Source organism: Loktanella sp. Alg231-35, from assembly GCF_900143545.1.
Classification (GTDB): domain Bacteria; phylum Pseudomonadota; class Alphaproteobacteria; order Rhodobacterales; family Rhodobacteraceae; genus Yoonia.
Window position 1 is genome coordinate 362,834 of record NZ_FREV01000001.1, and the last position, 22,964, is coordinate 385,797.

At 55.2% G+C, this 22,964-nt stretch carries 30 protein-coding genes; 22 read left to right on the forward strand and 8 right to left on the reverse strand.

Going from position 1 to position 22,964, the window contains the following annotated elements; translation table 11 throughout:
• Positions 1-59: 59 nt before the first annotated feature.
• Positions 60-887: an SDR family NAD(P)-dependent oxidoreductase gene (locus tag DHN10_RS01740; RefSeq protein ID WP_108813528.1), complete on the reverse strand. Its 828-nt coding sequence runs from the start codon at positions 885-887 to the stop codon at positions 60-62.
• Positions 888-1,002: 115 nt separating this feature from the next.
• On the opposite strand from DHN10_RS01740, the gene DHN10_RS01745 reads away from it, so the two are divergent.
• The 3 genes from DHN10_RS01745 (at position 1,003) to DHN10_RS01755 (ending at position 6,113) form a co-directional block, all read left to right on the forward strand.
• Positions 1,003-3,345: a DNA topoisomerase IV subunit A gene (locus DHN10_RS01745; RefSeq protein ID WP_108813529.1), complete on the forward strand. Its 2,343-nt coding sequence runs from the start codon at positions 1,003-1,005 to the stop codon at positions 3,343-3,345.
• Positions 3,346-3,441: 96 nt separating this feature from the next.
• Positions 3,442-5,322, forward strand: a complete 1,881-nt coding sequence (locus DHN10_RS01750; protein ID WP_108813530.1) for a PhoX family protein — start codon at positions 3,442-3,444, stop codon at positions 5,320-5,322.
• Between the two features lie 137 nt (positions 5,323-5,459).
• Positions 5,460-6,113 (forward strand): pyridoxamine 5'-phosphate oxidase family protein, encoded by a 654-nt coding sequence (locus DHN10_RS01755; protein ID WP_108813531.1) that lies wholly within the window; start codon positions 5,460-5,462, stop codon positions 6,111-6,113.
• Here the strand turns inward: DHN10_RS01755 and DHN10_RS01760 are convergent.
• Genes DHN10_RS01760 through DHN10_RS01770 form a run of 3 tightly spaced genes read right to left on the reverse strand, consistent with a single transcriptional unit; the run spans position 6,110 to position 8,127 of the window.
• Positions 6,110-6,481 carry a VOC family protein gene (locus DHN10_RS01760; protein WP_108813532.1) on the reverse strand — a complete coding sequence of 124 codons (372 nt, stop codon included), beginning with the start codon at positions 6,479-6,481 and terminating at the stop codon, positions 6,110-6,112. The two genes, DHN10_RS01755 and DHN10_RS01760, sit on opposite strands and share 4 nt — an antisense overlap.
• A 47-nt stretch (positions 6,482-6,528) precedes the next feature.
• A complete protein-coding gene (locus DHN10_RS01765) occupies positions 6,529-7,773 on the reverse strand; it encodes an RNA polymerase sigma factor (protein ID WP_234416952.1) in 1,245 nt (414 codons plus the stop codon).
• Entirely contained in the window at positions 7,774-8,127 is a 354-nt protein-coding gene (locus DHN10_RS01770) for a YciI family protein (RefSeq protein ID WP_108813533.1), read from the reverse strand. It abuts the gene before it with no gap.
• A 211-nt stretch (positions 8,128-8,338) separates the two neighbouring features.
• On the opposite strand from DHN10_RS01770, the gene tuf reads away from it, so the two are divergent.
• From tuf to DHN10_RS01800, 6 genes are all read left to right on the forward strand, one after another.
• A complete protein-coding gene (gene tuf / locus DHN10_RS01775) occupies positions 8,339-9,514 on the forward strand; it encodes an elongation factor Tu (RefSeq protein ID WP_108813534.1) in 1,176 nt (391 codons plus the stop codon).
• Between the two features lie 173 nt (positions 9,515-9,687).
• On the forward strand, positions 9,688-10,527 hold the full coding sequence (locus DHN10_RS01780) for a hypothetical protein (protein ID WP_199910617.1): 840 nt from the start codon (positions 9,688-9,690) through the stop codon (positions 10,525-10,527).
• 172 nt (positions 10,528-10,699) lie between these two features.
• Positions 10,700-11,011, forward strand: coding sequence for a 30S ribosomal protein S10 (gene rpsJ, locus DHN10_RS01785; protein WP_008236563.1), 312 nt, complete (start codon positions 10,700-10,702; stop codon positions 11,009-11,011).
• Between the two features lie 12 nt (positions 11,012-11,023).
• Complete coding sequence (gene rplC / locus DHN10_RS01790; protein WP_108813535.1) at positions 11,024-11,875, forward strand: 50S ribosomal protein L3; 852 nt, start codon at positions 11,024-11,026, stop codon at positions 11,873-11,875.
• The gene (gene rplD, locus DHN10_RS01795; RefSeq protein ID WP_108813536.1) at positions 11,875-12,495 is read left to right on the forward strand and encodes a 50S ribosomal protein L4; all 621 of its coding nucleotides are present in this window, start codon (positions 11,875-11,877) and stop codon (positions 12,493-12,495) included. The genes rplC and rplD overlap by 1 nt, the downstream gene beginning before the upstream one ends.
• Positions 12,492-12,788: a 50S ribosomal protein L23 gene (locus DHN10_RS01800; protein ID WP_008236551.1), complete on the forward strand. Its 297-nt coding sequence runs from the start codon at positions 12,492-12,494 to the stop codon at positions 12,786-12,788. Before rplD ends, DHN10_RS01800 begins: the two co-directional genes overlap by 4 nt.
• A 295-nt stretch (positions 12,789-13,083) precedes the next feature.
• Here the strand turns inward: DHN10_RS01800 and DHN10_RS01810 are convergent, their stop codons facing one another.
• Both DHN10_RS01810 and DHN10_RS01815 read right to left on the reverse strand, forming a co-directional pair.
• Positions 13,084-14,217 (reverse strand): ATP-dependent nuclease, encoded by a 1,134-nt coding sequence (locus DHN10_RS01810; RefSeq protein WP_159086890.1) that lies wholly within the window; start codon positions 14,215-14,217, stop codon positions 13,084-13,086.
• A complete protein-coding gene (locus DHN10_RS01815) occupies positions 14,210-14,986 on the reverse strand; it encodes an AAA family ATPase (protein WP_108813539.1) in 777 nt (258 codons plus the stop codon). Before DHN10_RS01815 ends, DHN10_RS01810 begins: the two co-directional genes overlap by 8 nt.
• A gap of 235 nt (positions 14,987-15,221) precedes the next feature.
• On the opposite strand from DHN10_RS01815, the gene rplB reads away from it, so the two are divergent.
• The 6 genes from rplB to DHN10_RS20150 all read left to right on the forward strand — a co-directional run bounded on the left by rplB (position 15,222) and on the right by DHN10_RS20150 (position 18,180).
• Positions 15,222-16,064 carry a 50S ribosomal protein L2 gene (gene rplB, locus DHN10_RS01820; RefSeq protein ID WP_108813540.1) on the forward strand — a complete coding sequence of 281 codons (843 nt, stop codon included), beginning with the start codon at positions 15,222-15,224 and terminating at the stop codon, positions 16,062-16,064.
• A 2-nt stretch (positions 16,065-16,066) separates the two neighbouring features.
• A complete protein-coding gene (gene rpsS / locus DHN10_RS01825; RefSeq protein ID WP_108813541.1) occupies positions 16,067-16,345 on the forward strand; it encodes a 30S ribosomal protein S19 in 279 nt (92 codons plus the stop codon).
• Between the two features lie 3 nt (positions 16,346-16,348).
• Positions 16,349-16,729, forward strand: coding sequence for a 50S ribosomal protein L22 (gene rplV / locus DHN10_RS01830; RefSeq protein WP_008236481.1), 381 nt, complete (start codon positions 16,349-16,351; stop codon positions 16,727-16,729).
• On the forward strand, positions 16,729-17,430 hold the full coding sequence (rpsC, locus tag DHN10_RS01835) for a 30S ribosomal protein S3 (protein ID WP_108813542.1): 702 nt from the start codon (positions 16,729-16,731) through the stop codon (positions 17,428-17,430). Before rplV ends, rpsC begins: the two co-directional genes overlap by 1 nt.
• A gap of 14 nt (positions 17,431-17,444) precedes the next feature.
• Positions 17,445-17,858 (forward strand): 50S ribosomal protein L16, encoded by a 414-nt coding sequence (rplP, locus tag DHN10_RS01840; RefSeq protein WP_108813543.1) that lies wholly within the window; start codon positions 17,445-17,447, stop codon positions 17,856-17,858.
• A 148-nt stretch (positions 17,859-18,006) separates the two neighbouring features.
• On the forward strand, positions 18,007-18,180 hold the full coding sequence (locus DHN10_RS20150) for a KTSC domain-containing protein (protein WP_108813544.1): 174 nt from the start codon (positions 18,007-18,009) through the stop codon (positions 18,178-18,180).
• On the opposite strand, the gene DHN10_RS20155 is transcribed toward DHN10_RS20150, so the two are convergent.
• Positions 18,177-18,341 carry a BC1881 family protein gene (locus DHN10_RS20155; protein ID WP_108813545.1) on the reverse strand — a complete coding sequence of 55 codons (165 nt, stop codon included), beginning with the start codon at positions 18,339-18,341 and terminating at the stop codon, positions 18,177-18,179. The two genes, DHN10_RS20150 and DHN10_RS20155, sit on opposite strands and share 4 nt — an antisense overlap.
• Positions 18,342-18,516: 175 nt before the next feature.
• On the opposite strand from DHN10_RS20155, the gene DHN10_RS01855 reads away from it, so the two are divergent.
• Positions 18,517-19,068, forward strand: a complete 552-nt coding sequence (locus tag DHN10_RS01855; protein ID WP_108813546.1) for a peptidoglycan-binding domain-containing protein — start codon at positions 18,517-18,519, stop codon at positions 19,066-19,068.
• Positions 19,069-19,128: 60 nt separating this feature from the next.
• Here the strand turns inward: DHN10_RS01855 and DHN10_RS01860 are convergent, their stop codons facing one another.
• Positions 19,129-19,749 (reverse strand): TIGR02466 family protein, encoded by a 621-nt coding sequence (locus DHN10_RS01860; RefSeq protein WP_108813547.1) that lies wholly within the window; start codon positions 19,747-19,749, stop codon positions 19,129-19,131.
• 160 nt (positions 19,750-19,909) lie between these two features.
• Between DHN10_RS01860 and DHN10_RS01865 the strand changes: the two genes are divergently transcribed.
• The 6 genes from DHN10_RS01865 (at position 19,910) to rplE (ending at position 22,955) form a co-directional block, all read left to right on the forward strand.
• Complete coding sequence (locus DHN10_RS01865; protein ID WP_108813548.1) at positions 19,910-20,986, forward strand: transporter substrate-binding domain-containing protein; 1,077 nt, start codon at positions 19,910-19,912, stop codon at positions 20,984-20,986.
• 208 nt (positions 20,987-21,194) lie between these two features.
• Positions 21,195-21,401: a 50S ribosomal protein L29 gene (gene rpmC / locus DHN10_RS01870; RefSeq protein WP_100367919.1), complete on the forward strand. Its 207-nt coding sequence runs from the start codon at positions 21,195-21,197 to the stop codon at positions 21,399-21,401.
• A 3-nt stretch (positions 21,402-21,404) separates the two neighbouring features.
• Complete coding sequence (gene rpsQ, locus DHN10_RS01875) at positions 21,405-21,635, forward strand: 30S ribosomal protein S17 (RefSeq protein WP_008236497.1); 231 nt, start codon at positions 21,405-21,407, stop codon at positions 21,633-21,635.
• A gap of 80 nt (positions 21,636-21,715) precedes the next feature.
• Complete coding sequence (gene rplN / locus DHN10_RS01880) at positions 21,716-22,084, forward strand: 50S ribosomal protein L14 (protein ID WP_108813549.1); 369 nt, start codon at positions 21,716-21,718, stop codon at positions 22,082-22,084.
• A gap of 2 nt (positions 22,085-22,086) precedes the next feature.
• Positions 22,087-22,392, forward strand: coding sequence for a 50S ribosomal protein L24 (gene rplX, locus DHN10_RS01885; protein ID WP_108813550.1), 306 nt, complete (start codon positions 22,087-22,089; stop codon positions 22,390-22,392).
• Positions 22,392-22,955 (forward strand): 50S ribosomal protein L5, encoded by a 564-nt coding sequence (gene rplE, locus DHN10_RS01890; RefSeq protein WP_108813551.1) that lies wholly within the window; start codon positions 22,392-22,394, stop codon positions 22,953-22,955. Before rplX ends, rplE begins: the two co-directional genes overlap by 1 nt.
• Positions 22,956-22,964: the final 9 nt, after the last annotated feature.

The following is a 22,964-nucleotide window of genomic DNA, read 5'->3' on the forward strand; positions in this document are numbered from 1 at the left end:
GTTCGAGTCCTTGTTCGTTGCTCCCCGCGATGTAGCAGGATGGTGGGTGAAGGAAACCCTCAGGCCCGCAATATCAATGCGTCAAGCCATCGCGTGGGCAGGATGCGCCGCAAAAAGCCCATCATATGGGTTGGCGTTGTGACATAATACCGCGGTTTGGGACGTGGCGAGGTCAGGGCGTGCAGCAGCTTTTTGGTGACCGCCGCAGCAGGCAATTCGAACTTGTCTGGTCCGGTGTCTTGGTAAAGCCGGTCCATCACCTCGGCATATTCAGGGGCGCGGGCAGAGGACTGCGGGTTGATCCATTTCTCAAAATGCGGAATCGCGTTTTGGCGGATTTTTGATGTCACCGGCCCCGGTTCAATCAGGATCACTTTGATCGCCGTGTTCTGCATCTCGAGCCGCAGCACATCTGTCAGCCCCTCAAGCGCGAATTTGGTCGCAACGTATGCACCGCGCCATTTCATCCCGACAAAGCCCAGAACGGATGAGCAGTTGATGATCCGCCCGTGCCCCTGCGCCCGCATCACCGGAATGACGAGCCGGGTTAACTCGTGCCAGCCAAAAACGTTGGTTTCAAAAATCTCGCGCAAAGCTCCGACGGGCAAGTCCTCTACCGCGCCGGGACAGGCGTAGGCCCCGTTGTTGTAAAGCGCATCCAATGTGCCGCCCGTCGCCTCAAGTGTTTCGGCAAGGCCATTCACGATGCTTTCGGGGTCGGTGTAGTCGATCAGCGGGCTTTCAAAGCCTTCACTGCGCAGGCGCAAGCAATCCTCGGCCTTGCGGCAGCTTGCAAAGACCCGCCAGCCTGCATCGCGCAGCCCACGTGCGGCATTAAGCCCTATGCCTGATGATGATCCGGTGATGAGAATGGATTTTTGTGTCATGCGCCACTGTTTGGTGTGTTGGCGGCAATCTGGCAAGCATCCAGAGATGAAATGGCGGGTGTGCGCCCAAAGATAGCCGCTTTACGCCAGAATCGGCTGTCGTTACACCGGGCCCATGAGTGATGAGAGCGATACAGATCTGGGCCCCAACGATGTAACGGAAACGCTGCGCCGAGCAATTGGCGACCGCTATCTGACTTATGCGCTATCCACGATCATGCACCGTGCGTTGCCCGATGCGCGTGACGGGTTGAAGCCCGTCCATCGCCGTATCCTTTATGCGATGTCACGTCTGCGCCTGTCCCCAACGGGTGGTTTTCTAAAGTCTGCCAAGATCAGCGGCGATACGATGGGTGATTTCCACCCGCATGGTGACGCTGCGATCTATGATGCGATGGCGCGTTTGGCGCAAGATTTTAACGTGCGCTACCCGCTGGTCGATGGTCAGGGCAACTTTGGCAATATCGACGGCGATAACCCTGCTGCTAGCCGGTATACTGAGGCGCGTATGACCGCCGCCGCTGAAGCGCTGTTAGAGGGCTTGTCCGAGGACTCGGTTGATTTTCGCGACAATTATGACGGTCGGCTGACCGAGCCGGCAGTCTTGCCGGCCACATTCCCGAACCTTTTGGCCAATGGGTCAAGCGGGATCGCTGTGGGGATGGCGACGAATATTCCGCCGCATAACCTGCATGAATTGATCGACGCCTGCCTGCATCTGATCAAGGCACCGGATGCCCGCGATGACACCCTGCTGAACTACATCCCCGGTCCCGATTTCCCGACCGGTGGTGTGATTGTTGAACCATCCGAGAATATAGCCGAAGCCTACCGCACCGGGCGCGGTGCATTTCGTTTGCGTGCCAAATGGGAGGTTGAGGACCTTGGCCGTGGCCAATGGCAGGTCGTTGTCACCGAAATTCCTTATCAGGTGCAGAAATCCAAGCTAATCGAGAAACTGGCCGAAGTCATTCAGCTAAAGAAGGTACCATTGCTGGCTGACGTGCGTGACGAGTCAGCCGATGACATTCGCGTGGTCCTCGAACCTCGTGCCAAGACCGTCGATCCAGAGGTCATGATGGGCATGCTGTTCCGCAACTCTGATCTGGAAACGCGGTTCAGCCTGAATATGAACGTGCTGATCGACGGGCTGACGCCCAAGGTTTGCTCTCTCAAGGAAGTGCTGCGCGCGTTCTTGGATCACCGCCGCGATGTGTTGGTCCGCCGGAGCAAGTATCGGTTGGAAAAGATCGACCACAGGTTGGAGGTCCTCGAAGGCTTTATCATCGCCTTTCTGCATCTGGACCGCGTGATTGACATCATCCGTTATGACGATGACCCCAAGCAGGCGCTGATGGTCGAGGATTGGGCGACGGATCATGTTCGCGCCACTTCGGACGCGGATTATGTCTCGCCGATCCGCTCCGGCGCTGATCCAGAGGTATCGCTGTCAGAAGTACAGGCCGAGGCGATTCTGAACATGCGCCTGCGGTCTCTGCGCCGTCTGGAAGAGCTGGAGCTGATCGCCGAGCGTGACGCGCTGATGCAGGAACGTGCCGATATTGAAGATTTGCTGGACAGCGATGAACTGCAATGGACCAAGATCGCCGAGCAGTTGCGCGAAACCCGCAAGGTCTTTGGCCGCGACAGCGATGGCGGGGCGCGCCGTACCCAGTTTGCTGAGGCCGCCGAAGTGGTCGAGGTGCCGCTGGAGGCGATGATCGAGCGCGAACCGATCACGGTTGTCTGCTCCAAAATGGGTTGGGTCCGGGCCATGACGGGCCATATCGACCTGACCCGTGAGTTGAAATTCAAGGACGGTGACGGTCCGCGCTTTATCTTCCATGCCGAGACCACCGATAAACTGCTGGTCTTCGGCGCCAATGGCCGGTTTTACACTGTGGGCGCCACCAACCTGCCCGGCGGGCGGGGCATGGGTGAACCGTTACGTCTGATGATCGATCTGCCCAACGATGTAGAGATCGTCGACTTCCTGATCCACAAGCCCGGAGAAAAGCTGTTGGTTGCCTCCGCCGAGGGCAACGGCTTTGTCGTGCCCGAGGAAGAGGTTCTTGCCCAAACCCGCAGTGGCAAACAGGTGCTGAACGTCAAGGATACTATCGCAAAGGTCTGTCGCCGCGTGGCGGGGGATCACGTTGCTGTTGTGTCGGAAAATGCCAAATTCCTTGTCTTTGACGTGAGCGAACTGCCCGAGATGAACCGGGGCAAGGGCGTCCGTATTCAGAAATACAAGAAAGCTTCTGGTCGGCAGGGCATGTTAGAACTGGACGGTGGCTTGTCCGATCTGACGACCTTTAGTTGGGACGATGGCCTGTCATGGCAGATGGGCGGCGGCAAAACCCGGACCGAGCCTGACATGACCGAATGGAAAGGCGCCCGCGCCGGTGTGGGCAAGCGCCCGCCTTATGGATTTCCGAAGAATAACAGGTTCAGTTAGCCATTTTACGTAGCTGTTACGCAACCGTCACACAGGCGCAAAAGATCGCCAATAAATTCCGCGCGAAGCCAACACCGCCAGCAAGGAGCCAGTGTGATGAAAGACCAAGATACTTACGACCTGTCATGGGATGAATGGGACGAGCTACAACGTCCTGCCCCTGCAACCACCGATTTCGATGATGTTGTCGATACGGCCATTTCCCGCCGTGGGTTCCTGACCGGTGTGCTGGCCTATGGGTCTGGCGCTGCCGTTATGGGCACAGGGTTGCTGTCGGGCACCTCTGCCGAGGCGCAAGCGGCCTCTCGCTTTGGATTTGTCCCGATCCCAATCCAAACGGATGGAACCGTCCACGTCTCTGAGGGCTATACTTGGGCGCCCATGGCGCGCTGGGGTGACCCGCTGTTTTCCGATGCAGAGGCACTTAGCCAAGAAACTGGCGTCAGCGTTACTAGCTCTGACCGTGTGTTTGGTGAAAACACCGACGGAATGGAGGCCTTTATTGTGGGCACCCGTCAAGTGATCGCAGTCAACCACGAGTACGTGAACACGAAGGTCAACCTGCCCCAGAGCGGTGGTGAGGTGACCAGCGCCGATGACGTGCTGACCTTGCAGAACATGCAGGGTGTGACTGTCATGGAAGTGGCAGAAGGTGAGAGCGGCTGGGGCGTTGTTGTGGATAGCGACCTTAACCGCCGCATTACCCAGAATACCCCGATGGAACTGCGCGGCCCTGCGGCGGGCCACCCGCTGTTGCAAACCCAAGCAGACCCGTCCGGGACGAAGGTTCTGGGCACCATGAACAACTGTGGAGCAGGGAAGACGCCATGGGGCACCTACCTGACCTGCGAAGAGAATTTTAACGGCTACTTTGGATCCACCGATGAAGGGTTTGAACGCCCCGAGGACTACCTGCGCTACGGCATCGGTTTGGAAGGCCGTTACGCCTACGAAAAGTTTGATGCCCGCTTTGATGTGAGCCAGAACCCCAACGAGCCGCGCCGCTTTGGCTACATCGTTGAGATTGATCCAACTGATCCCACATCAACCCCGATCAAGCATACTGCCCTTGGCCGCTTTAAGCACGAGAACGCCGCGGCCACCATCGCACCTGATGGCCGCGTTGTCGTCTATATGGGCGATGATGAGCGGGGTGAGTTCCTGTATAAATATGTCTCCAATGGCATCTACACGCCGGGTGGTCCGACCTCTGGCTTGCTGGAGGATGGTCAGCTTTATGTGGCCAAGTTCAACACTGAGCTGACCGGCGAATGGATCGCCCTCACCCCAGAAGCCACAGGCATGGACGAGGCCGAAATTGCGATCTTTACGCGTATGGCGGCTTCAAAAGTGGGCGCGACAACCATGGACCGGCCCGAATGGGTCGCCGTGAACCCGGTGTCTGTTGAAGGCTATTGCTGCCTGACAAACAACAAAAACCGGGGTGTGAAACCAAACGCGGGCGGTGACGACACGTCAGCGAACGGCCCCAATACGCGCAATGAGAACCGCTATGGTCAGATTGTGCGTTGGTATCCAAGCAATGACGATCACGGTGCGGACACATTCACATGGGATCTTTATGTCATGGCGGGCAACCCGACGGTGCATGATGATGCTTATGCTGGGTCATCCAATGTGAACGCAGGCAACCTTTTCAATTCGCCCGACGGGATGATGTTCGACAGCACCGGCCTGCTGTGGATCCAGACCGATGGCGATGACAATAACGAAGGTGATTTTGCAGGTATGGGCAACAACCAGATGCTTGCCGGTGATCCGGTAACAGGCCAGATCGAACGCTTCTTGACCGGGCCAAACGGGGCAGAGGTGACAGGTCTGACTTGGTCTGCCGACAAGCGCACGATGTTCGTCGGCATCCAGCACCCCACCGCACCATTCCCGGATGGGGCAGGCATGTTGCCACGCTCAACTATCATCGCAGTGCAGCGGGCAGATGGCGGCTTGGTAGGCTAGCCGCGCTTGCAGTGAAAGATAAGAACCCCGGCAGCTACTGCCGGGGTTTTGCAGGTGCTGAGGTTGCGGTGGATCAGGTGCGGCGCTTGTGTCAGGGTGTGTGTGCAGTGTCTGCGCGCCTAGATCAAAGGTTACCCATGGCCGAAACCCAACAACCTAACCCAGAGTTCCTGATCAAGGATGAGGCTGACCTTCGTGCACTTTTCCCGCAAACCCACGGCATGGCGCAGATCAAATGTCTTGATCACTTGGACGTGCATGCCAAAGATTTCATCGCCCGCGCCCCTTTTCTTTGTATCGGCACACAAACCCTCGACGGATCAGCTGACGTCAGCCCACGCGGTGATCCCAAGGGCTTTGTCCGGGTTCTTGATGACAAGACCCTGCTGATCCCGGACCGCCCCGGCAACAACCGGCTGGATACATTGGCCAACATCTTGGCCAACCCGGCGGTTGGGCTGCTGTTCATGGTGCCCGGATTTGATGAAACCCTGCGGGTAAATGGTATCGCGCAGGTTACCCGCGATCCGGCCTTATTGGCGGTTTTGGCCATGCATGACCGCAGCCCCACCGTCGCTATTGTTGTGAACGTGCAGGAAATGTTCCTGCACTGCGCCAAGGCCTTTCGCCGGTCCAAACTCTGGGATCCGACACAATTGCAGGATCGCAGTGAAATGCCATCTTTGATGAAGATGATGCATGATCAGACAATCGGTGCGCCTGATGATCCTGATGTTATGGACGCGCTCGACGCTCGATTGGAAGACGGTTACCGCAAAACGATGTACTAGCGGTGCTGATCGACAAGGATCGGATTGCCGTCCGGATCTACGATCACAAAGTTGGCGGGGCCTTCGGTGTCTTCATCGGCCTCGCTAAGGAATTCTATGCCATCTGCCTTGAGCTGCTGTTGCAACTTTCGGACATCGTCAAACGTATCAAGGTTCTGCGCGTTCTGGTCCCAACCGGGGTTGAACGTCAGCGTGTTAGCCTGGAGGAACCCACCGAAAAGCCCGATCACGGTTTCCCCGTTGCGCAGTATGAGCCAGCCTTGCGCCTCATCGCCGCCAAAGGGTTCAAATCCCAGCTTGCTGTAGAATTCCTTTGAAACTGCAATATCCTTGACGTTTAGACTGATCGAAAATGCACCCAGTTTCATCTCTTTCTCCCTCTTGAGTGGTTGGAAGGTAGCCCAAAAGCGGCGATTCAGGAAAGTGCACCGCGTCTGACCTGCAAAAAACGGCGTTCCGCATCATCATCTGTCAGGGCAATGGCTTGATCATAGCAGTCTATGGCTGCTGTGACGTCTGCGTTGCGCGCATGAAGATCAGCTCGTGCGGCATGATAGGGTTGGTACTGGGCAAAATTGGCGGTGTTCTGAACTTGGTCCAGCATGGCAAGCGCCACCATAGGCGATTGGGCATAGGACACTGCAACCGCGTGGTTGATTTGCACCACCGGCGTCCGTTGGATCTGAAACAATAGCCCATAAAGGGCGGCAATCTGCGGCCAGTCGGTGTCTTCCCATGTGGGGCTGCTGGCGTGGATGCCGCTGATTGCGGCCTGCAACTGGTAAGGGCCAACCGCCCCTTTGGGGAGCGTTGCGCGCAACAGGTGATCCCCTTCGGCAATCTTGGCCCGATCCCAGCGCTTGCGGTTCTGACGTTCCAGCGGGATCAAGTTCCCTTTGGGGTCACGTCTGCTGTTGTGCCGGGCGTCATGCAACAGCATCAGGGCAAGCAAGCCTGCCACCTCGGGTTCATCAGGTGCAAGGTGGCGCATGATGCGCGCTAGGCGGATCGCTTCATCCGTCAGGCGACGGGACTGGTGATCAAACGCGGAATACCCTTGGTTAAAGATCAGATAGATCACTGCCAGCACCGCAGAAACCCTTGCGGGAAGATCATCCTTTTCAGGGATTTGATAGGGAATCCCCGCGCCGACGATCTTCTGTTTGGCGCGCACAAGGCGCTGGGCCATGGCGCTGGGTTTGTCCAGAAAGGCGGCTGCGATTTCATCGGTGCTGAGCCCGCCAAGGGTGCGCAGGGTCAGGGCCACTTGGGTTTTTTGTTCCAAGGCCGGGTGGCAGCAGGTAAAGATCATCTCAAGTCGTTTGTCGGGAATGACGTCTGGGGTGATCTCTGGCCTGTCGGCCTGTGCTGTATCCATCAGATGCGAGAGTTCTGGCACGCGTGCGGCAAAGCGGGCGTCCTTGCGCAGCCGGTCGATGGCCTTGCGGCGGGCGGTTGTGATCAGCCATGCGGCCGGCGCATCGGGCAGGCCACTTGTCGGCCAAACCTCGATGGCACGGGTCACGGCATCCTGTAGGCAATCCTCGGCCAGTTGGAAATCGCCCAGCGATTTGACCAGTGCGGCAAGGATGCGCCCCCACTCCTCCCGCACGGTCCGGTCGATGGCCTGTGCGGGCGTTTGCGGGGGCATCATCGGCATTTAGTCGTCCCAGACGATGATCGGGCGCACTTCGATACGGCCATAGGTCGCGGTTGGAATTTTGGCCGCTTGGGCGATCGCCTCATCAAGGTTCTCGCATTCAAGTAGGTAGTAGCCCCCAAGCTGTTCTTTGGTTTCTGCAAACGGGCCGTCGGTCGTGATGGTCTTGCCGTCCGCGACTGTCACGGTCGTCGCTGTTGCGATGGGTTGCAACGCATCCCCGGCTACAAGTTTACCACTGTCACGCATCTCGGCGGTGAAATCCTGATAGCCCTTCATAAAGGGACCAAATTCAGGCGTTCCCGGCTGCGGGCCAGAACCTTCGGCGGAATAGATCAGACACATATATTGCATAGTTCAGTTTCCTTCTTTGCAGGCAAGCATCAGTACTGCCTTATCTACCAGACGCGCGGGCATTGGCGAAATCGACATCTTTGCCGAAAAAAGTTTTGTCACAGGGGCAATGGGTCAAGCTGACACTTGATTTCCTGTCCGTTTCCCAATACATCGCCCGCGATGTTGGACCGGGCCGCTTGTGGCCCCTCAGAAATTAAGGGCCCTGCAAATGGCAAAGGCAAAGTTTGAACGTAACAAGCCGCACGTAAACATTGGCACGATTGGCCACGTTGACCACGGCAAGACGACCCTGACAGCGGCGATCACGAAGTACTTTGGTGATTTTCAGGCGTATGACCAGATTGATGGCGCGCCCGAAGAAAAAGCACGTGGTATCACGATCTCAACTGCACACGTTGAGTATGAGACAGAGAGCCGCCACTACGCGCACGTCGACTGCCCCGGCCACGCCGACTACGTCAAGAACATGATCACTGGTGCCGCCCAGATGGACGGCGCGATCCTGGTTGTGAACGCGGCTGACGGCCCAATGCCACAGACCCGCGAGCACATCCTGCTTGGTCGTCAGGTGGGCATTCCTTACATGGTCGTCTACATGAACAAAGTTGACCAAGTGGATGACGATGAGCTGCTTGAGCTGGTTGAAATGGAAATCCGCGAACTGCTGTCCTCTTACGAGTACCCAGGCGACGATATTCCAGTGATCCCGGGTTCGGCGCTGGCCGCTATGGAAGGCAAGACACCAGAGATTGGTGAAGAATCCATCAAAAAGCTGATGGAAGCTGTCGACACATATATCCCGACACCTGCACGTGCGGTTGACCTGCCGTTCCTGATGCCAATCGAGGACGTGTTCTCGATCTCTGGGCGTGGTACTGTTGTGACTGGCCGTGTTGAGCGTGGCGTGATCAACGTTGGTGACGAGATCGAAATCGTTGGTATCCGCGACACCAAGAAGACGACCTGCACAGGCGTTGAAATGTTCCGCAAGCTGCTGGACTCTGGTGAAGCTGGCGACAACATCGGCGCCCTGCTGCGCGGTGTTGACCGTGAAGGCGTTGAGCGTGGCCAGATCCTGTGTAAGCCGGGTTCTGTGAAGCCGCACACAAAGTTCGAAGCCGAAGCCTATATCCTGACCAAGGAAGAGGGTGGCCGTCACACGCCGTTCTTTGCCAACTACCGCCCACAGTTCTACTTCCGTACAACGGACGTGACCGGCACGGTTGAGCTTCCAGCGGGCACCGAGATGGTGATGCCGGGCGACAACCTGAAGTTCAACGTTGAGCTGATCGCACCCATCGCGATGGAAGACGGGTTGCGCTTTGCGATCCGCGAAGGCGGCCGGACTGTTGGCGCGGGTGTTGTGTCTAAAATCGTCGAGTAAGCACAACCGACCAAACAAGTAAGGTGGATCATGATCCACCTTACTTCAAAGGCCGCTCCGGAAACGGGGTGGCCTTTTGCTTTGCTACTTTCGCAAATCCATGGTTAACACATTTCGACTTATAGTTGTGTTGGGGGTTTGGGATGGCGTACAGGGCGACGGTGATACCGGTAATGATCGCTTCACCCGGAGACGTACTTGAGGAACGAAACATCATTCGCGACGCTCTGCACGAATGGAATGATCTCAACTCAGCCAACTTGAAGGCGGTATTACTCCCGGTAGGTTGGGAAACTCATTCCTCTCCCGAGTTGGGCGAACGTCCGCAATCACTCATTAACCGAAACGTACTAGAGGACTGTGAACTGCTAGTCGGAGTATTTTGGACGCGGATAGGGACGCCAACTGGGGAAGCTGAAAGCGGCACGGCCGAAGAAATCAGAAAACATGTGGATGCTGGTAAACCAGCGATGGTCTATTTTTCAACTGCACCTGTAGCGCCACAGTCTCTCGAGGCCGAACAGTTCGAAAGCCTCGAAACGTTCAAGGATTGGTGCAAATCAACTGGATTGATCGAGCAATATGACAATGTCGCAGATTTCTCTGAAAAGTTTCGAAGACAAGTTCAAATTATTGTACGCGACAACAAACACCTCAATGGCTTGCTAAGCCAAGGTGAAGGCACTGAAAGCAGCTTTGGAACTCCCGATAGCGGTAACGGCGTCGTGCAGGCATTGCTAAACAGCCTAGGCGCTGAAGCCTCAAGGTTGTTGTCTGAAGCTGCCAAGGATCGCGGCGGCACTATCCTTTCACTCAGGACCCTTGGCGGACATGCGATTCAAACGAACGGAATTAACTTCACTGACTCGGGCGACCGCAGGTCGGTTGCACGATGGGAAGCTGCGTTAGATCAATTAATGGAGCGAGGCTTTGTGAAATCAATTGGCTTCAAGAATGAAGTATTTGAGGTAACTGATCGGGGCTTCTCTTACCTAGATCGTCAGATCACCTAAGTTTCGACACTCCCGCCCCCTTTACACCTCCCCCTTTCCCCCCTATAGCACCCCAATCCAACAAGGGTACGCGAACCGCGTGCCCTTTATACGTTGGACTAAAGACGCGACGAGGGTGGGGGATGAGCCTCTATCGTCCAATCCGTTAAGACCCTAGTTAAAGGGTGATGACATGGCAGCGAGCCAAAACATCCGTATTCGCCTCAAGGCGTTTGATTTCCGGGTGCTTGATGCAAGCACACAGGAAATCGTTAGCACAGCCAAGCGCACAGGCGCTTCCGTGCGTGGACCGATCCCACTTCCAAACAAGATCGAAAAGTTCACCGTTCTGCGTGGGCCCCACGTTGACAAGAAATCCCGCGATCAGTTCGAGATCCGCACGCACAAGCGTCTGCTCGACATCATTGACCCAACACCACAAACAGTAGACGCGCTGATGAAGCTCGACCTGGCTGCCGGTGTTGACGTTCAGATCTCAGTATAAGGGGTATCACATATGCTCCGTACTGGATTGATCGCAAAGAAAGTCGGCATGACCCGGCTTTTCATGGAAGACGGCAAGCAGATCCCTGTGACCGTTCTTTCCCTCGAAAACCTGCAGGTTGTTGCACAGCGTACTGCTGACACCAACGGCTACACAGCTGTTCAGCTGGGTGCAGGCAACGCCAAGGCGAAACGCACATCCAAAGCGATGCGCGGTCATTTTGCAGCGGCCAAAGTAGAACCCAAGCGCAAAGTTGCTGAGTTCCGCGTTGCCCCTGAGAACATGATCAACGTCGGCGAAACCATCACCGCCAACCACTACTTCGAAGGCCAATACGTTGACGTATGCGGCACATCGATTGGTAAGGGTTTTGCGGGTGCGATGAAGCGCCATAACTTTGGTGGTCTGCGCGCGACACACGGTGTGTCTATCTCTCACCGTTCGCATGGTTCCACTGGCCAGTGTCAGGATCCGGGCAAAGTCTTCAAAGGTAAGAAGATGGCCGGTCACATGGGTGCGGCGAAAGTCACCACTCAGAACCTGCAAGTCGTCAAGACAGATGCCGACCGTGGCGTGATCATGGTTAAAGGCGCTGTTCCTGGTTCAAAAGGTGGCTGGGTCACAATCAAGGATGCGGTTAAGAAACCTACTCCTGAGAATGTGATTTACCCTGCTGGCCTGAAATCCATGGCTGAAGAAGCAGAGCGTCTGGCTGAAGAAGCCGCCGCCGCTGCTGCCGCTGAAGAGGAAGCCGCCGCAAAGGCCGCAGCCGAAGCAGAACAGGCTGCAGCAGATGCTGCAGAAGCTGAAATCGCAAACGAAGCCTCGGCAGATGATGCCGCGCCGACAGAAGGTGATAAATAATGAAGGCTGATGCAATCAAACTGGACGGCAAGAAAGCTGGTTCCGTCGAACTGAACGACGAAATCTTCGGTCTTGAGCCGCGCAAGGACATCTTGCACCGCGTCGTTCGCTGGCAGCGTAACAAGGCAATGGCAGGTACACACGATGTGCTGGGTCGTTCCGAAGTGAGCTATTCCACCAAGAAGATCTATCGCCAAAAGGGCACCGGTGGCGCACGTCACGGCTCTCGCGGTGCGCCGATCTTCCGTTCCGGTGGTATCTACAAGGGCCCAACGCCCCGTAGCCACGCGCATGATCTGCCAAAGAAGTTCCGCAAGCTTGGTCTGAAGCACGCCCTGTCCGCGAAAGTGGCCGCGGGTGAGCTGGTAATCGTTGAAGATATCAACGTCAAAGACGCCAAGACATCGGCACTGGCCAAAACGGTTGGTTCTTTGGGTTGGAAGCGCGCGCTGATCATTGACGGCTCCGAAGTCAACGCTGACTTCAAAAAGGCCGCCGCTAACATCACCACAATCAACGTTCTCCCGTCGCAAGGCGCGAACGTTTACGACATCCTGCGCAGCGACACACTTGTGTTGACCAAAGCAGGCGTCGAAGCTCTGGAGGCTCGTTTGTCATGAACGCCAAAGCAGAACATTACGATGTGATCCGCAAGCCGATCATCACCGAGAAAGCAACAATGGCCTCTGAAGCCAATGCCGTTGTTTTCGAAGTGGCAATCGACGCGAACAAACCGATGATCAAGGAAGCCGTTGAAAGCCTCTTTGGTGTGAAGGTCAAAGCGGTGAACACATCCATCACCAAAGGTAAAGTGAAGCGCTTCCGCGGCTCGCTGGGTACACGCAAAGACGTGAAAAAGGCCTATGTGACGCTGGAAGAAGGCAACACGATTGATGTATCGACTGGTCTTTAATCAGACGTTGAATGATTAGGGAAAGGCCCACGGTGTAAACCGGGGGCCTTTTTCGTTTTGCGTGTTTCGAACGCCAATCTCTCTTGGCCCAAGGAATTGGGGGCTATGCTGCTGGTCGCAGCGGCGGCGGGTTCTGAGGCCCCAGTGACCACCGCGGCACTGGGGCAGCTCCCGAAAGCGGCCGAGATGGAGCTTGGAGGAGAAAACGACGACGCCGTGGCGAAGGTCAATGCGGGCCAGGTTGGGGGTGAGGTTGCCGGGGAAGGGGTGAGTTTGGTTGTATGCGGGAGAAATACTAGCTGATTTGATCAACCGAACTGACGATTCCGGTGAGATAGGGAAATTCGATGCCGAACTCGTCAATTGCGCGGTGAACTATTTGGTTCACTACTACTGGCGTCTTGCACAACTCCTTTCTACTTAACCCGAAATCTTCAGTCAGGTTCAAGAACAGCTGCTCGTACTGAGCATCTCCTATTTGGGCCTTTAGATATTTCTCCAAATTGCAGGAAAACGCGGCGAAGTTCGGAAAGACACCATCAGGAAAATCCTGTGGTTGAGGAACGCCCAGCACTTCTTGAATGAGCCTATTTGTTTGTGGTCGTTGATTTTGCGCGTTCTTTGATTGGTCAGAGTCGAAAACTGGATATGTAGGTATCCCGAGTTTTGAAAAGATATGCAGTGGCTTGTCTATTTTGGATTTTCCGTCAACGGCGACTATCGCAATCCCCTCCTCAGCGACGTTTATGCCCTGACTCCTGTAGAGGCCTTCCATGACCGCTTTGTCCGTCACTCCTTCAACAAGTAGTACTTTGTCAGCAAAGAACCCTTCGCAGACTTCGCGCGAGAAGATGTGCATCTTTGCTTCGAAGGTTGCATTGGGCATCGGCTCAATTCCTTGTAGCGAAGCAAAGAAAGCACTGCATTCTCCCAAAGATATACCCTTGGCAGTATGAGAAGAGTCGTTGAAGCCTTCCATCCGACGAAGAACGCGGGCAGCTTGGAATTTGTGCAAGCCAACAAACTTCTCCGAATGTGTAGTGAAAATGATCTGGAACCTGATGCCTGTGGACTTGCTGAAATCCCGACAGATGGAGTGAAATGCTTCTGAGATCACTTGTTGTTTGTTCGGGTGCTGATAGATTTCAGGTTCTTCAACTAACAGAATAATGTCACTTTGTGCTTCATCGAAACTTGCTTCACTTTTGCTAGCCATAGCGCGCTCTGCAAGAAACTGGATGACAGCGAACAAGCTTGCTCGTTGGAGCCCATGTCCGACGTTTTCCAACGTGGTTTGAAACCCTTGGTCCTCAACTCTTATTATGGGCTTTGGAAACTCAACGGAAATGCCATCTTGGAGTTGCCAATCCGCTAGCAAGCGAGAGTTCTGATAGTAGCGCTGAACTGAGGCCGTGAGCAGCTCACTCAACCCGCTTAACTCCGGTACGTTTGCGGGGTTCACCAAGTCGGCGAAACGCTTGCGGGACTGCTCCAAAAAACTCGGTCACGTCTCTCTTGTTTTCGTACATTTGTTTTGAGATCTGCGAGAGAAGCGAGATTATCGGACTTTTTTTCGCGTCGCTAGTTTCTTGGTGTGCATCGGCAACTGCCGGAACAAGTTGAAGAGCGGTCTTCTTCTTCAGTTTTCCGCTAGCTACGTTAGTCGCTCCAAAGAAATCTCTTCGAAATTCAAGTTCCAGTAGATCTGGGTTGGCTGCTTCCCATTCGTTCATTGCTGCGTCCGCTGCGTCAGCGCTCGCCACACGTTCGAGTCCATCGATCTCGCCAACAAGGTTGTTGTAGGAGGTCCGCTTGTCGGTTTTGCCGGCAGCTTGTCTGACAGTCGAAAATGGAGGAAAGGCAAGTGCGAGCGCTTCATAAGGAGGTTGTTTTTCACCATGTTTAGAGAAGACTCGTCGTATTGTTAGCCGATCGCCAACAACGGCTGATCCAAAGACAGAGACTTCTTCGGGAACCAAACGATGGAATACGAGCGTGATCTCAATGTCGTCTTCCTCTCGATTATGGTAGTCGTCTAGGCTTATTTGGGGAGCCGCTTCAAAGAAGATGTCGATTGCATGAAGGACCGTTGATTTTCCTGCGTTGTTGCCGCCAAGCAGCGCAGTGACCTCATCGAAGCTAACTGTCAGTTTCTTTACTGACCGCAGATTCCTGATGATCAGTTTTTGTACTTGCAACGTGTGATCCTCCTATCGCTACGCAGCCATTGCGAGAAAATTGATTGAAGCCAAGTACTATTCTATCTGAGCAAACCGTTACCCTTGCCACCTCCACCTCTCCCTGCTACATCCCCGCAATCACCTGACCTCGGATTCGTTCCGGGGTCTTTGTGGTATTTCTACGGGCACCTACGGGGGCCTATAACATCAGGGTCCTCTTGCAGGACCCGCCAAGCAAACGGAAGAAGCTAACATGGCACTCAAGTCGTACAAACCGACGACGCCGGGCCAGCGTGGGCTGGTGCTGATCGACCGTTCGGAGCTTTGGAAAGGACGTCCTGTTAAGTCTCTCACTGAGGGTCTTACGAAATCAGGCGGCCGGAACAACACCGGACGGATCACTATGCGTCGTATTGGTGGGGGCGCAAAGCGTCTTTACCGCATCGTCGATTTCAAGCGGAACAAGCTGGACATGTCCGCTGTTGTCGCACGGATCGAATATGACCCGAACCGCACCGCATTTATCGCGCTGATCCAGTACGAAGACGGTACACAGAATTACATCCTTGCCCCACAGCGTCTTGCTGTTGGTGACAAGGTGATCGCATCTGCCAAGGCTGACATTAAGCCCGGCAACGCAATGCCCTTCAGCGGCATGCCAATCGGTACGATCGTTCACAACATCGAAATGAAGCCAGGCAAAGGCGGCCAGATCGCCCGTGCAGCCGGCACCTACGCCCAGTTTGTTGGTCGTGATGGTGGTTATGCACAGGTTCGCCTGTCTTCCGGCGAATTGCGCCTGATCCGTCAGGAATGCATGGCCACTGTCGGTGCTGTGTCTAACCCCGACAACTCAAACCAGAACTTTGGTAAGGCTGGTCGTACCCGTCACAAGGGCATCCGCCCAAGTGTCCGTGGTGTTGCCATGAACCCGATCGACCACCCGCACGGTGGTGGTGAAGGCCGCACATCTGGTGGTCGGACGCCTGTCACACCTTGGGGTAAAGACACCAAGGGCAAGCGCACCCGTAACAAAAACAAAGCATCGCAGCGCCTTATCGTGCGTTCGCGTCATGCCAAGAAGAAGGGTCGTTAAGTATGGCTCGTTCCGTCTGGAAAGGTCCCTTTGTGGATGCATACGTCTTGAAAAAGGCAGAAGCATCCCGCGAAAGCGGCCGCAACGAAGTGATCAAGATCTGGTCACGCCGTTCAACAATCCTGCCTCAGTTCGTTGGCCTCACCTTTGGTGTGTACAACGGCAAGAAGCACGTCCCTGTCAACGTCAGCGAAGACATGATTGGTCAGAAGTTTGGTGAATATTCGCCAACTCGCACCTATTATGGCCACGCCGCTGATAAAAAAGCGAAGCGGAAATAAGCCATGAGCAAGGATAAGAATCCCCGCCGCGTGGCCGATAACGAAGCAATGGCAAAACTGCGCATGCTTCGCACGTCTCCGCAAAAGCTGAACCTCGTTGCTGGCCTGATCCGCGGCAAGAAAGTCGAGCAGGCACTGACTGACCTGACTTTCTCCAAAAAGCGAATTTCGGACGACGTGAAGAAATGTCTTCAGTCGGCCATCGCCAACGCAGAAAACAACCACAACCTTGACGTCGATGAACTGGTCGTCGCAGAGGCATATGTCGGTAAGAACCTGACCATGAAGCGCGGTCGCCCACGGGCACGTGGCCGTTTTGGGAAGATCATCAAGCCGTTTGCAGAGATCACCATCAAGGTGCGTCAAGTTGAGGAGCAATCATAATGGGTAACAAAGTAAACCCGATCGGTATGCGTCTTCAGGTCAACCGCACCTGGGATAGCCGCTGGTATGCAGACACCAAAGACTACGGCGACCTTCTGTTGGAAGACCTTAAGATCAAGGACTTCATCAAGAAAGAATGCGCACAGTCTGGCATCAGCCGCGTGATCATCGAACGTCCGCACAAAAAGTGCCGCGTCACGATCCACGCAGCCCGCCCTGGTGTGATCATCGGTAAGAAAGGTGCAGACATCGAAGGTCTGCGCAAGAAACTTGCCGCGCTTACAGACAGTGAACTGCACCTGAACATCGTTGAAGTCCGCAAGCCAGAACTTGACGCAGCCTTGGTTGCTGAAAGCATTGGTCAGCAGCTTGAGCGTCGTGTGTCCTTCCGTCGCGCGATGAAGCGTTCGGTTCAGAACGCGATGCGCATGGGCGCCCTTGGCATCCGTGTGAACCTTGCCGGCCGTCTGGGTGGTGCAGAGATTGCCCGCACAGAATGGTACCGTGAAGGTCGCGTGCCGCTGCACACATTGCGCGCCGACATCGACTATGCACTGTATGAGGCGATGACGCCTTATGGGATCATCGGCATCAAGGTCTTCATCTACAAAGGTGAGATCATGGAGCACGATCCATCAGCGCACGACCGCAAACATGCTGAGCTGCAAGAGGGCGCTGTCCCTCGCGGCCCACGTCGCTAAGGGGAGCTGATTAAATGCTACAGCCAAAGCGTACAAAGCACCGGAAACTGCACAAAGGCCGTATCCGTGGTGAAGCCAAAGGCGGTTCTGATCTGAACTTCGGCACATATGGCCTGAAAGCCATTGAGCCTGAGCGGATCACAGCCCGCCAAATCGAAGCCGCACGTCGTGCCATGACGCGTCACATGAAACGTCAGGGCCGTGTATGGATCCGTATCTTCCCAGATACTCCAGTGACGTCCAAGCCCGTCGAAGTCCGTATGGGTAAGGGTAAAGGTTCCATCGATTTTTGGGCATGCAAGGTCAAACCCGGCCGCGTGATGTTCGAAATCGACGGCGTGAACGAGACGATTGCCCGCGAGGCCCTGCGCCTTGCTGCAATGAAGCTGCCGATCAAAACACGGACGATTGTTCGCGAAGATTGGTAAGTGGTGTCGGGGTGAACCCCGACCTACGTGAGAGATAGAGAAGCCCCTGCTGAGTGATCGGTGGGGGCTTCTATTTTCATCTGTAGCGCATACATACTACGGGTTGAGGCGAAATAATTTTTGAACGGAGGGCCCTGAATTGCCGAGAGTGAATTCGTCCGCGATTGGCCAAATTGAGTGGAGCAACGGCACACTGTCAATCTGGTTTCATGACAGCGGAAAGTATGATTACTACGGAGTTCCCCAAAGTGTTTATGATGCATTTCTTAATTCGAGCTCCAAGGGTCAATTTTTTAATGATCATATTCGCGACCGCTACTAATCCCGGTTCACGATGACCCATGCCGGTCCGCGCACGACCTGAAAAAGCTTATCTTCGGGCCCCAGAAAACAAGATTGAACGCCTTCGCGTTTCAACAACTCTCGATGCAGTTCGCACGTGGTGATGTTTGTAAGGTCGATTTTGATGACACTGTCCTGCACAGGGCTACCCTATTTTGTCTGTTTGCAGATGATTTCCTGAATTCCCGATAAATGAGTTAACGCACAGCGCGCAGGCCTTTTGAGCACTTTTTCCTCGTGTCCAAATGATATCCCACATATCATTCTGCAAAATACGATTGGTTCGTATCAATTCATCGCGAAGGGACTCCACATCATGTCACTCCTCAAACGCGGCCTCAAAGGCGCCCCCGTCAAACGTCTGCAAAAGAAACTCGGCGTCACCGATGACGGTGACTTTGGTCCCGGCACCGAAAAGGCCCTCAAAGAATGGCAGGCCGCCAATGGGCTGGCCGCTGATGGCATTGCCGGTCCTGACACCTTTGCCGCCATTGGCCTGCCAGAGCTGATCTTGCTGCGCAAAGGATCGCGCGGTGAGCAGGTCAAGAAAATGCAGCTGGGCCTTGGGATTGATGCCGACGGTATCTTTGGGTCGGGCACAGAGACGAAAGTAAAGCAGTTTCAGGCCTCATTCGGTCTGGCCGAGGACGGCATGGCCGGACCGGAAACGCTGGCCAAGCTGAATACCTTTGCCGCGATCATCACGGACACTGTGATCCAACAGGCAGCTGTGCAGCCGGATGAAGAGCATTTTGAGGCCGAACCCCTTCCCCAAATCAAAGGCGTGGATGTGGTGCAGACCGCCGAAGCCGCCGCAGAAGAGCCACCAAAGTCGGCTTGGGGTCGTGTGAAAGGCTGGTTCGGGTAGGGTGGGTGAAACCCACGCGTTTTTGGATGGTGGGTTTTGCCCACCCTACATTCGCGAGGATCAACCCCAGCTGTAGTTGAAACTCACCGAGACCCGGTCATCCTCGGCCATGTTCATCGGCACCTCATGCCGCAGCCAGCTTTCCCAAAGCAGCACATCGCCAACCTTGGGTTTGGCGTAGATGAACGTCCGCAGCTCATCGCGCGCGTCTTTTGTCCGCGTGGGCGCTGCCATCATCATCGGCAGACGTGGGTCCTCGAATTTGATGGCACTCGCCCCGTCAGGCATTGCCACATAGGTTGTGCCGCTGATCACGGAATGCGGGTGAATGTGGCCGGTGTGAATGCCCCCTTCGGGCAGGATGTTGATCCAGATGTCTTCCAGTTGCAGGGCCTTGTCGCCCAGATCAAACTGCACGTCCTTGGCAAAGGCCGCCACATGGGCGTCCAGCACCTTCACCAGATCGGCAAAGATCGGAAAGCGCCAGGGCAGATCGCTGAGCGAGGCGTAGGACGTGTAGCCAGGATAGCCATTCTCTTCGCACCAGTTTTGGCCAGCCTCATCGTCCTGCGCAATGGCATAGCAGGAGTTGTCTAACTCCTCAGCATCAATGGGTGCGCCATGGGCAGAGAGCTTGGCGTGGTAAAGGCGGGTCGCGAAGAGGGATGTGATATTGGGCATGATGCCTTCATAGCGCGGCCCATCGTCGGGCGCGAGAGCGGTTTATCGCCTCGATCTTGGATTGGTGCCAACTAAGGGTCAACGATCCTGAATTGTCCTTATTGTTGCCATATAGCAATCCTAGCGTCCGCCTCAGTTAATCAAATACAAGGAGATACCCATGCGTATCCTCAACTCCCTCCTCATCACCACTGGTCTTTGCGTTGCCGCCTCTGCGGCTTCCGCGCAGGCAGTGACTTGCGGGCAGGACTACATCGTTGCACCCGGTGACTATCTGTCCACCATCGCCGAGCGTGCCTATGGCGAAACTGGTAGCTTCAACCTGATCTACAGCGCAAACGCCGATACGATTGGCCCGAACCCCGGTCTGATCAACGTGGGTGACCGGCTGTTCATCCCATGCTTGAACGGTGATCTGGGCGAATCTGCCGCCGACGCGGGTGCGATCCGCGACACATCAACCACCGAACAATTGCCCGCACCGGCCGAAGACCGTCCGATCCGCGTGCTGACTGCGACCGGCTGGGCGCCGTTTATGGACGAGGATCAAGCGCAGGGCGGTTTGCTGACCGAGATCATCAACCTCGCGCTTGAGAACGCAGACAATGATCCGGTCTATCAGATCGATTTTATCAACGATGACGGTGCGCACTTGAACCCGCTGATTGTCGATCACGCCTATGATATCAGCATCGGTTGGAGTCAGCCAAACTGTGACATCATGGACAAGCTGGAAGATGAATCACAGTTCCGCTGCAACAACCTCGACTTCAGCGATCCGCTTTATGAAGAAGTGCTGGGTTACTTCAGCGACGCTGCTGATCCGGTCATGAATGCTCACGTTGAGATGACAGGCAAGCGTATCTGCCGGGCAGAGGCCTATACGCTGGCCCCGCTGGAAGGGGTTGATCTGACAGAGCCTACAATCACGATTGTTCGTGCGCCGACTGCTGCCGATTGCATCAACTTCGTGCTGGAAGACAAGGCGGACATAGCCCTTGTCGCCGTAGACGTGGCTGATGGGCGTGTGAGCGAGTTGGGAGCAGGTGACCGGGTGCAGATGCATGAAGCGCTGACATTCGTCGACGTGCTGCATGCCGTGATCGCCAAGACCCACCCGCAGAATGAGGAAATCATGGCAGTGGTGAACAACGGTCTGGGCAACATTAAGGACAGCGGTCTGTGGTTCCAGACAGTACGTCGCCACATGACGGCCTTCCGCGCCGCGAACCAGTAGGTTGATGGCTTTCTGACTTACGCCCCCGCCAGAAAAGGCGGGGGCGTTTGTGTTGGGACGGACTGCTGTCCAACTCCCACTACTCTTTATTCCGCAAGGGGTTGCTTTGCATGTCGATGGGGTCTAAACGGCCCACTTCTACCCCACTCCATCGGGAATCGGGTCACGCTTTTGCGGCCTGCCGATGATGTTGACAAAGGAATATGGCATGAACGCCAACGAACTGCGGGATAAAACGCCCGATCAGCTCCGTGAAGAGCTGGTGAACCTGAAAAAAGAATCCTTCAATCTGCGCTTTCAGCAGGCCACTGGTCAGCTTGAAAACACAGCAGGCATTCGTGCGGCACGCCGCAATGCCGCGAAGGTCAAAACAATTCTGAACGAAAAGGCCGCTGCGGCCGCCAAGGAGGCTTAACCTATGCCTAAGCGTATCCTAGCCGGGGTTGTCACAAGCAACCAAAACGCCCAGACCGTCACTGTATCGGTAGAGCGTCGTTACAAGCACCCGCTGCTTCAGAAAACTATTCGTAAGTCGAAGAAATATCGCGCTCACGACGAACAGAACGCATTCAACGTCGGTGACCAAGTTCGCATTCAGGAATGCGCACCGAAGTCGAAAACGAAACGCTGGGAGGTTATTGCCTCTTAAGGCAGTAACACCCGGTTTAATCGAAACCCTGGGCCCCCGGACAGAAATCGGGACTTGCTCATAGGTCGGAAGGAAACCAAATGATCCAGATGCAGACCAATCTGGATGTTGCTGACAACAGCGGCGCTCGCCGTGTTCAGTGCATCAAGGTTCTGGGTGGTTCTCACCGTCGTTACGCCAGTGTTGGAGACATCATTGTCGTTTCGGTGAAGGAAGCCATTCCACGTGGTCGCGTAAAGAAAGGTGACGTCCGCAAGGCCGTCGTCGTACGCACCGCCAAAGAAGTACGCCGCGAAGATGGCACCGCCATCCGCTTTGACAGCAACGCTGCTGTTATCCTCAACAACAACAACGAACCCATCGGTACACGTATCTTTGGCCCAGTTGTTCGCGAACTGCGCGCAAAGAACTTCATGAAAATCATCTCACTTGCTCCGGAGGTGCTGTAACTATGGCTGCGAAACTCCGTAAAGGTGACAGTGTCATCGTTTTGGCCGGCAAGGACAAAGGCAAGACTGGTTCAATCACCAGCATCGACCCCAAGTCTGGCAAAGCCATCGTTGACGGGATCAACATTTCGATCCGTCACACAAAGCAATCTCAGGCGACACAGGGTGGCCGCACGCCAAAGGCGATGCCGATCCAACTGTCAAACCTGGCAATCGTAGACGCCAAAGGCAAAGCAACCCGCGTCGGCTTCCGCATGGATGGCGACAACAAGGTGCGTTTCGCCAAGACAACAGGGGATGTAATCTGATGCTTGATGCTGCAAACTATAGCCCCCGTCTGAAGGACCTTTATGCATCGACCGTTCGCGCGTCGATGAAAGAAGAGTTCAGCTACAAAAACGATATGCAGATCCCACGTTTGGACAAAATTGTTCTGAACATTGGCTGCGGTGCAGAAGCTGTCCGTGACAGCAAGAAAGCAAAAACCGCACAGGAAGATCTGACAACAATCGCCGGTCAGAAGGCAATGACAACGCGCGCCAAGAAATCCATCGCTGGTTTCCGTGTACGTGAAGACATGCCGCTGGGTGCAAAGGTGACTTTGCGTGGCGACCGTATGTTTGAATTCCTTGATCGTCTGATCACTGTTGCTATGCCACGTATCCGCGATTTCCGCGGCGTATCTGGCAAATCCTTCGACGGCCGCGGCAACTATGCCACCGGCATCAAAGAGCACCTGATCTTCCCAGAGATCAACTTCGACAAGATCGATGAGAACTGGGGCATGGACATCGTGATCTGCACAACAGCGAACACTGACGCTGAAGCAAAGGCACTGTTGAAAGCGTTCAACATGCCGTTCAACAGCTGAGGGGAAAAT

Coding starts and splice junctions, on each gene's coding strand:
- DHN10_RS01740 (WP_108813528.1), bottom strand. CDS start 887: ATGACACAAAAATCCATTCTCATCACCGGATCATCATCAGGCATAGGG.
- DHN10_RS01745 (WP_108813529.1), top strand. CDS start 1,003: ATGAGTGATGAGAGCGATACAGATCTGGGCCCCAACGATGTAACGGAA.
- DHN10_RS01750 (WP_108813530.1), top strand. CDS start 3,442: ATGAAAGACCAAGATACTTACGACCTGTCATGGGATGAATGGGACGAG.
- DHN10_RS01755 (WP_108813531.1), top strand. CDS start 5,460: ATGGCCGAAACCCAACAACCTAACCCAGAGTTCCTGATCAAGGATGAG.
- DHN10_RS01760 (WP_108813532.1), bottom strand. CDS start 6,481: ATGAAACTGGGTGCATTTTCGATCAGTCTAAACGTCAAGGATATTGCA.
- DHN10_RS01765 (WP_234416952.1), bottom strand. CDS start 7,773: ATGCCGATGATGCCCCCGCAAACGCCCGCACAGGCCATCGACCGGACC.
- DHN10_RS01770 (WP_108813533.1), bottom strand. CDS start 8,127: ATGCAATATATGTGTCTGATCTATTCCGCCGAAGGTTCTGGCCCGCAG.
- tuf (WP_108813534.1), top strand. CDS start 8,339: ATGGCAAAGGCAAAGTTTGAACGTAACAAGCCGCACGTAAACATTGGC.
- DHN10_RS01780 (WP_199910617.1), top strand. CDS start 9,688: ATGATCGCTTCACCCGGAGACGTACTTGAGGAACGAAACATCATTCGC.
- rpsJ (WP_008236563.1), top strand. CDS start 10,700: ATGGCAGCGAGCCAAAACATCCGTATTCGCCTCAAGGCGTTTGATTTC.
- rplC (WP_108813535.1), top strand. CDS start 11,024: ATGCTCCGTACTGGATTGATCGCAAAGAAAGTCGGCATGACCCGGCTT.
- rplD (WP_108813536.1), top strand. CDS start 11,875: ATGAAGGCTGATGCAATCAAACTGGACGGCAAGAAAGCTGGTTCCGTC.
- DHN10_RS01800 (WP_008236551.1), top strand. CDS start 12,492: ATGAACGCCAAAGCAGAACATTACGATGTGATCCGCAAGCCGATCATC.
- rplB (WP_108813540.1), top strand. CDS start 15,222: ATGGCACTCAAGTCGTACAAACCGACGACGCCGGGCCAGCGTGGGCTG.
- rpsS (WP_108813541.1), top strand. CDS start 16,067: ATGGCTCGTTCCGTCTGGAAAGGTCCCTTTGTGGATGCATACGTCTTG.
- rplV (WP_008236481.1), top strand. CDS start 16,349: ATGAGCAAGGATAAGAATCCCCGCCGCGTGGCCGATAACGAAGCAATG.
- rpsC (WP_108813542.1), top strand. CDS start 16,729: ATGGGTAACAAAGTAAACCCGATCGGTATGCGTCTTCAGGTCAACCGC.
- rplP (WP_108813543.1), top strand. CDS start 17,445: ATGCTACAGCCAAAGCGTACAAAGCACCGGAAACTGCACAAAGGCCGT.
- DHN10_RS01855 (WP_108813546.1), top strand. CDS start 18,517: ATGTCACTCCTCAAACGCGGCCTCAAAGGCGCCCCCGTCAAACGTCTG.
- DHN10_RS01860 (WP_108813547.1), bottom strand. CDS start 19,749: ATGCCCAATATCACATCCCTCTTCGCGACCCGCCTTTACCACGCCAAG.
- DHN10_RS01865 (WP_108813548.1), top strand. CDS start 19,910: ATGCGTATCCTCAACTCCCTCCTCATCACCACTGGTCTTTGCGTTGCC.
- rpmC (WP_100367919.1), top strand. CDS start 21,195: ATGAACGCCAACGAACTGCGGGATAAAACGCCCGATCAGCTCCGTGAA.
- rpsQ (WP_008236497.1), top strand. CDS start 21,405: ATGCCTAAGCGTATCCTAGCCGGGGTTGTCACAAGCAACCAAAACGCC.
- rplN (WP_108813549.1), top strand. CDS start 21,716: ATGATCCAGATGCAGACCAATCTGGATGTTGCTGACAACAGCGGCGCT.
- rplX (WP_108813550.1), top strand. CDS start 22,087: ATGGCTGCGAAACTCCGTAAAGGTGACAGTGTCATCGTTTTGGCCGGC.
- rplE (WP_108813551.1), top strand. CDS start 22,392: ATGCTTGATGCTGCAAACTATAGCCCCCGTCTGAAGGACCTTTATGCA.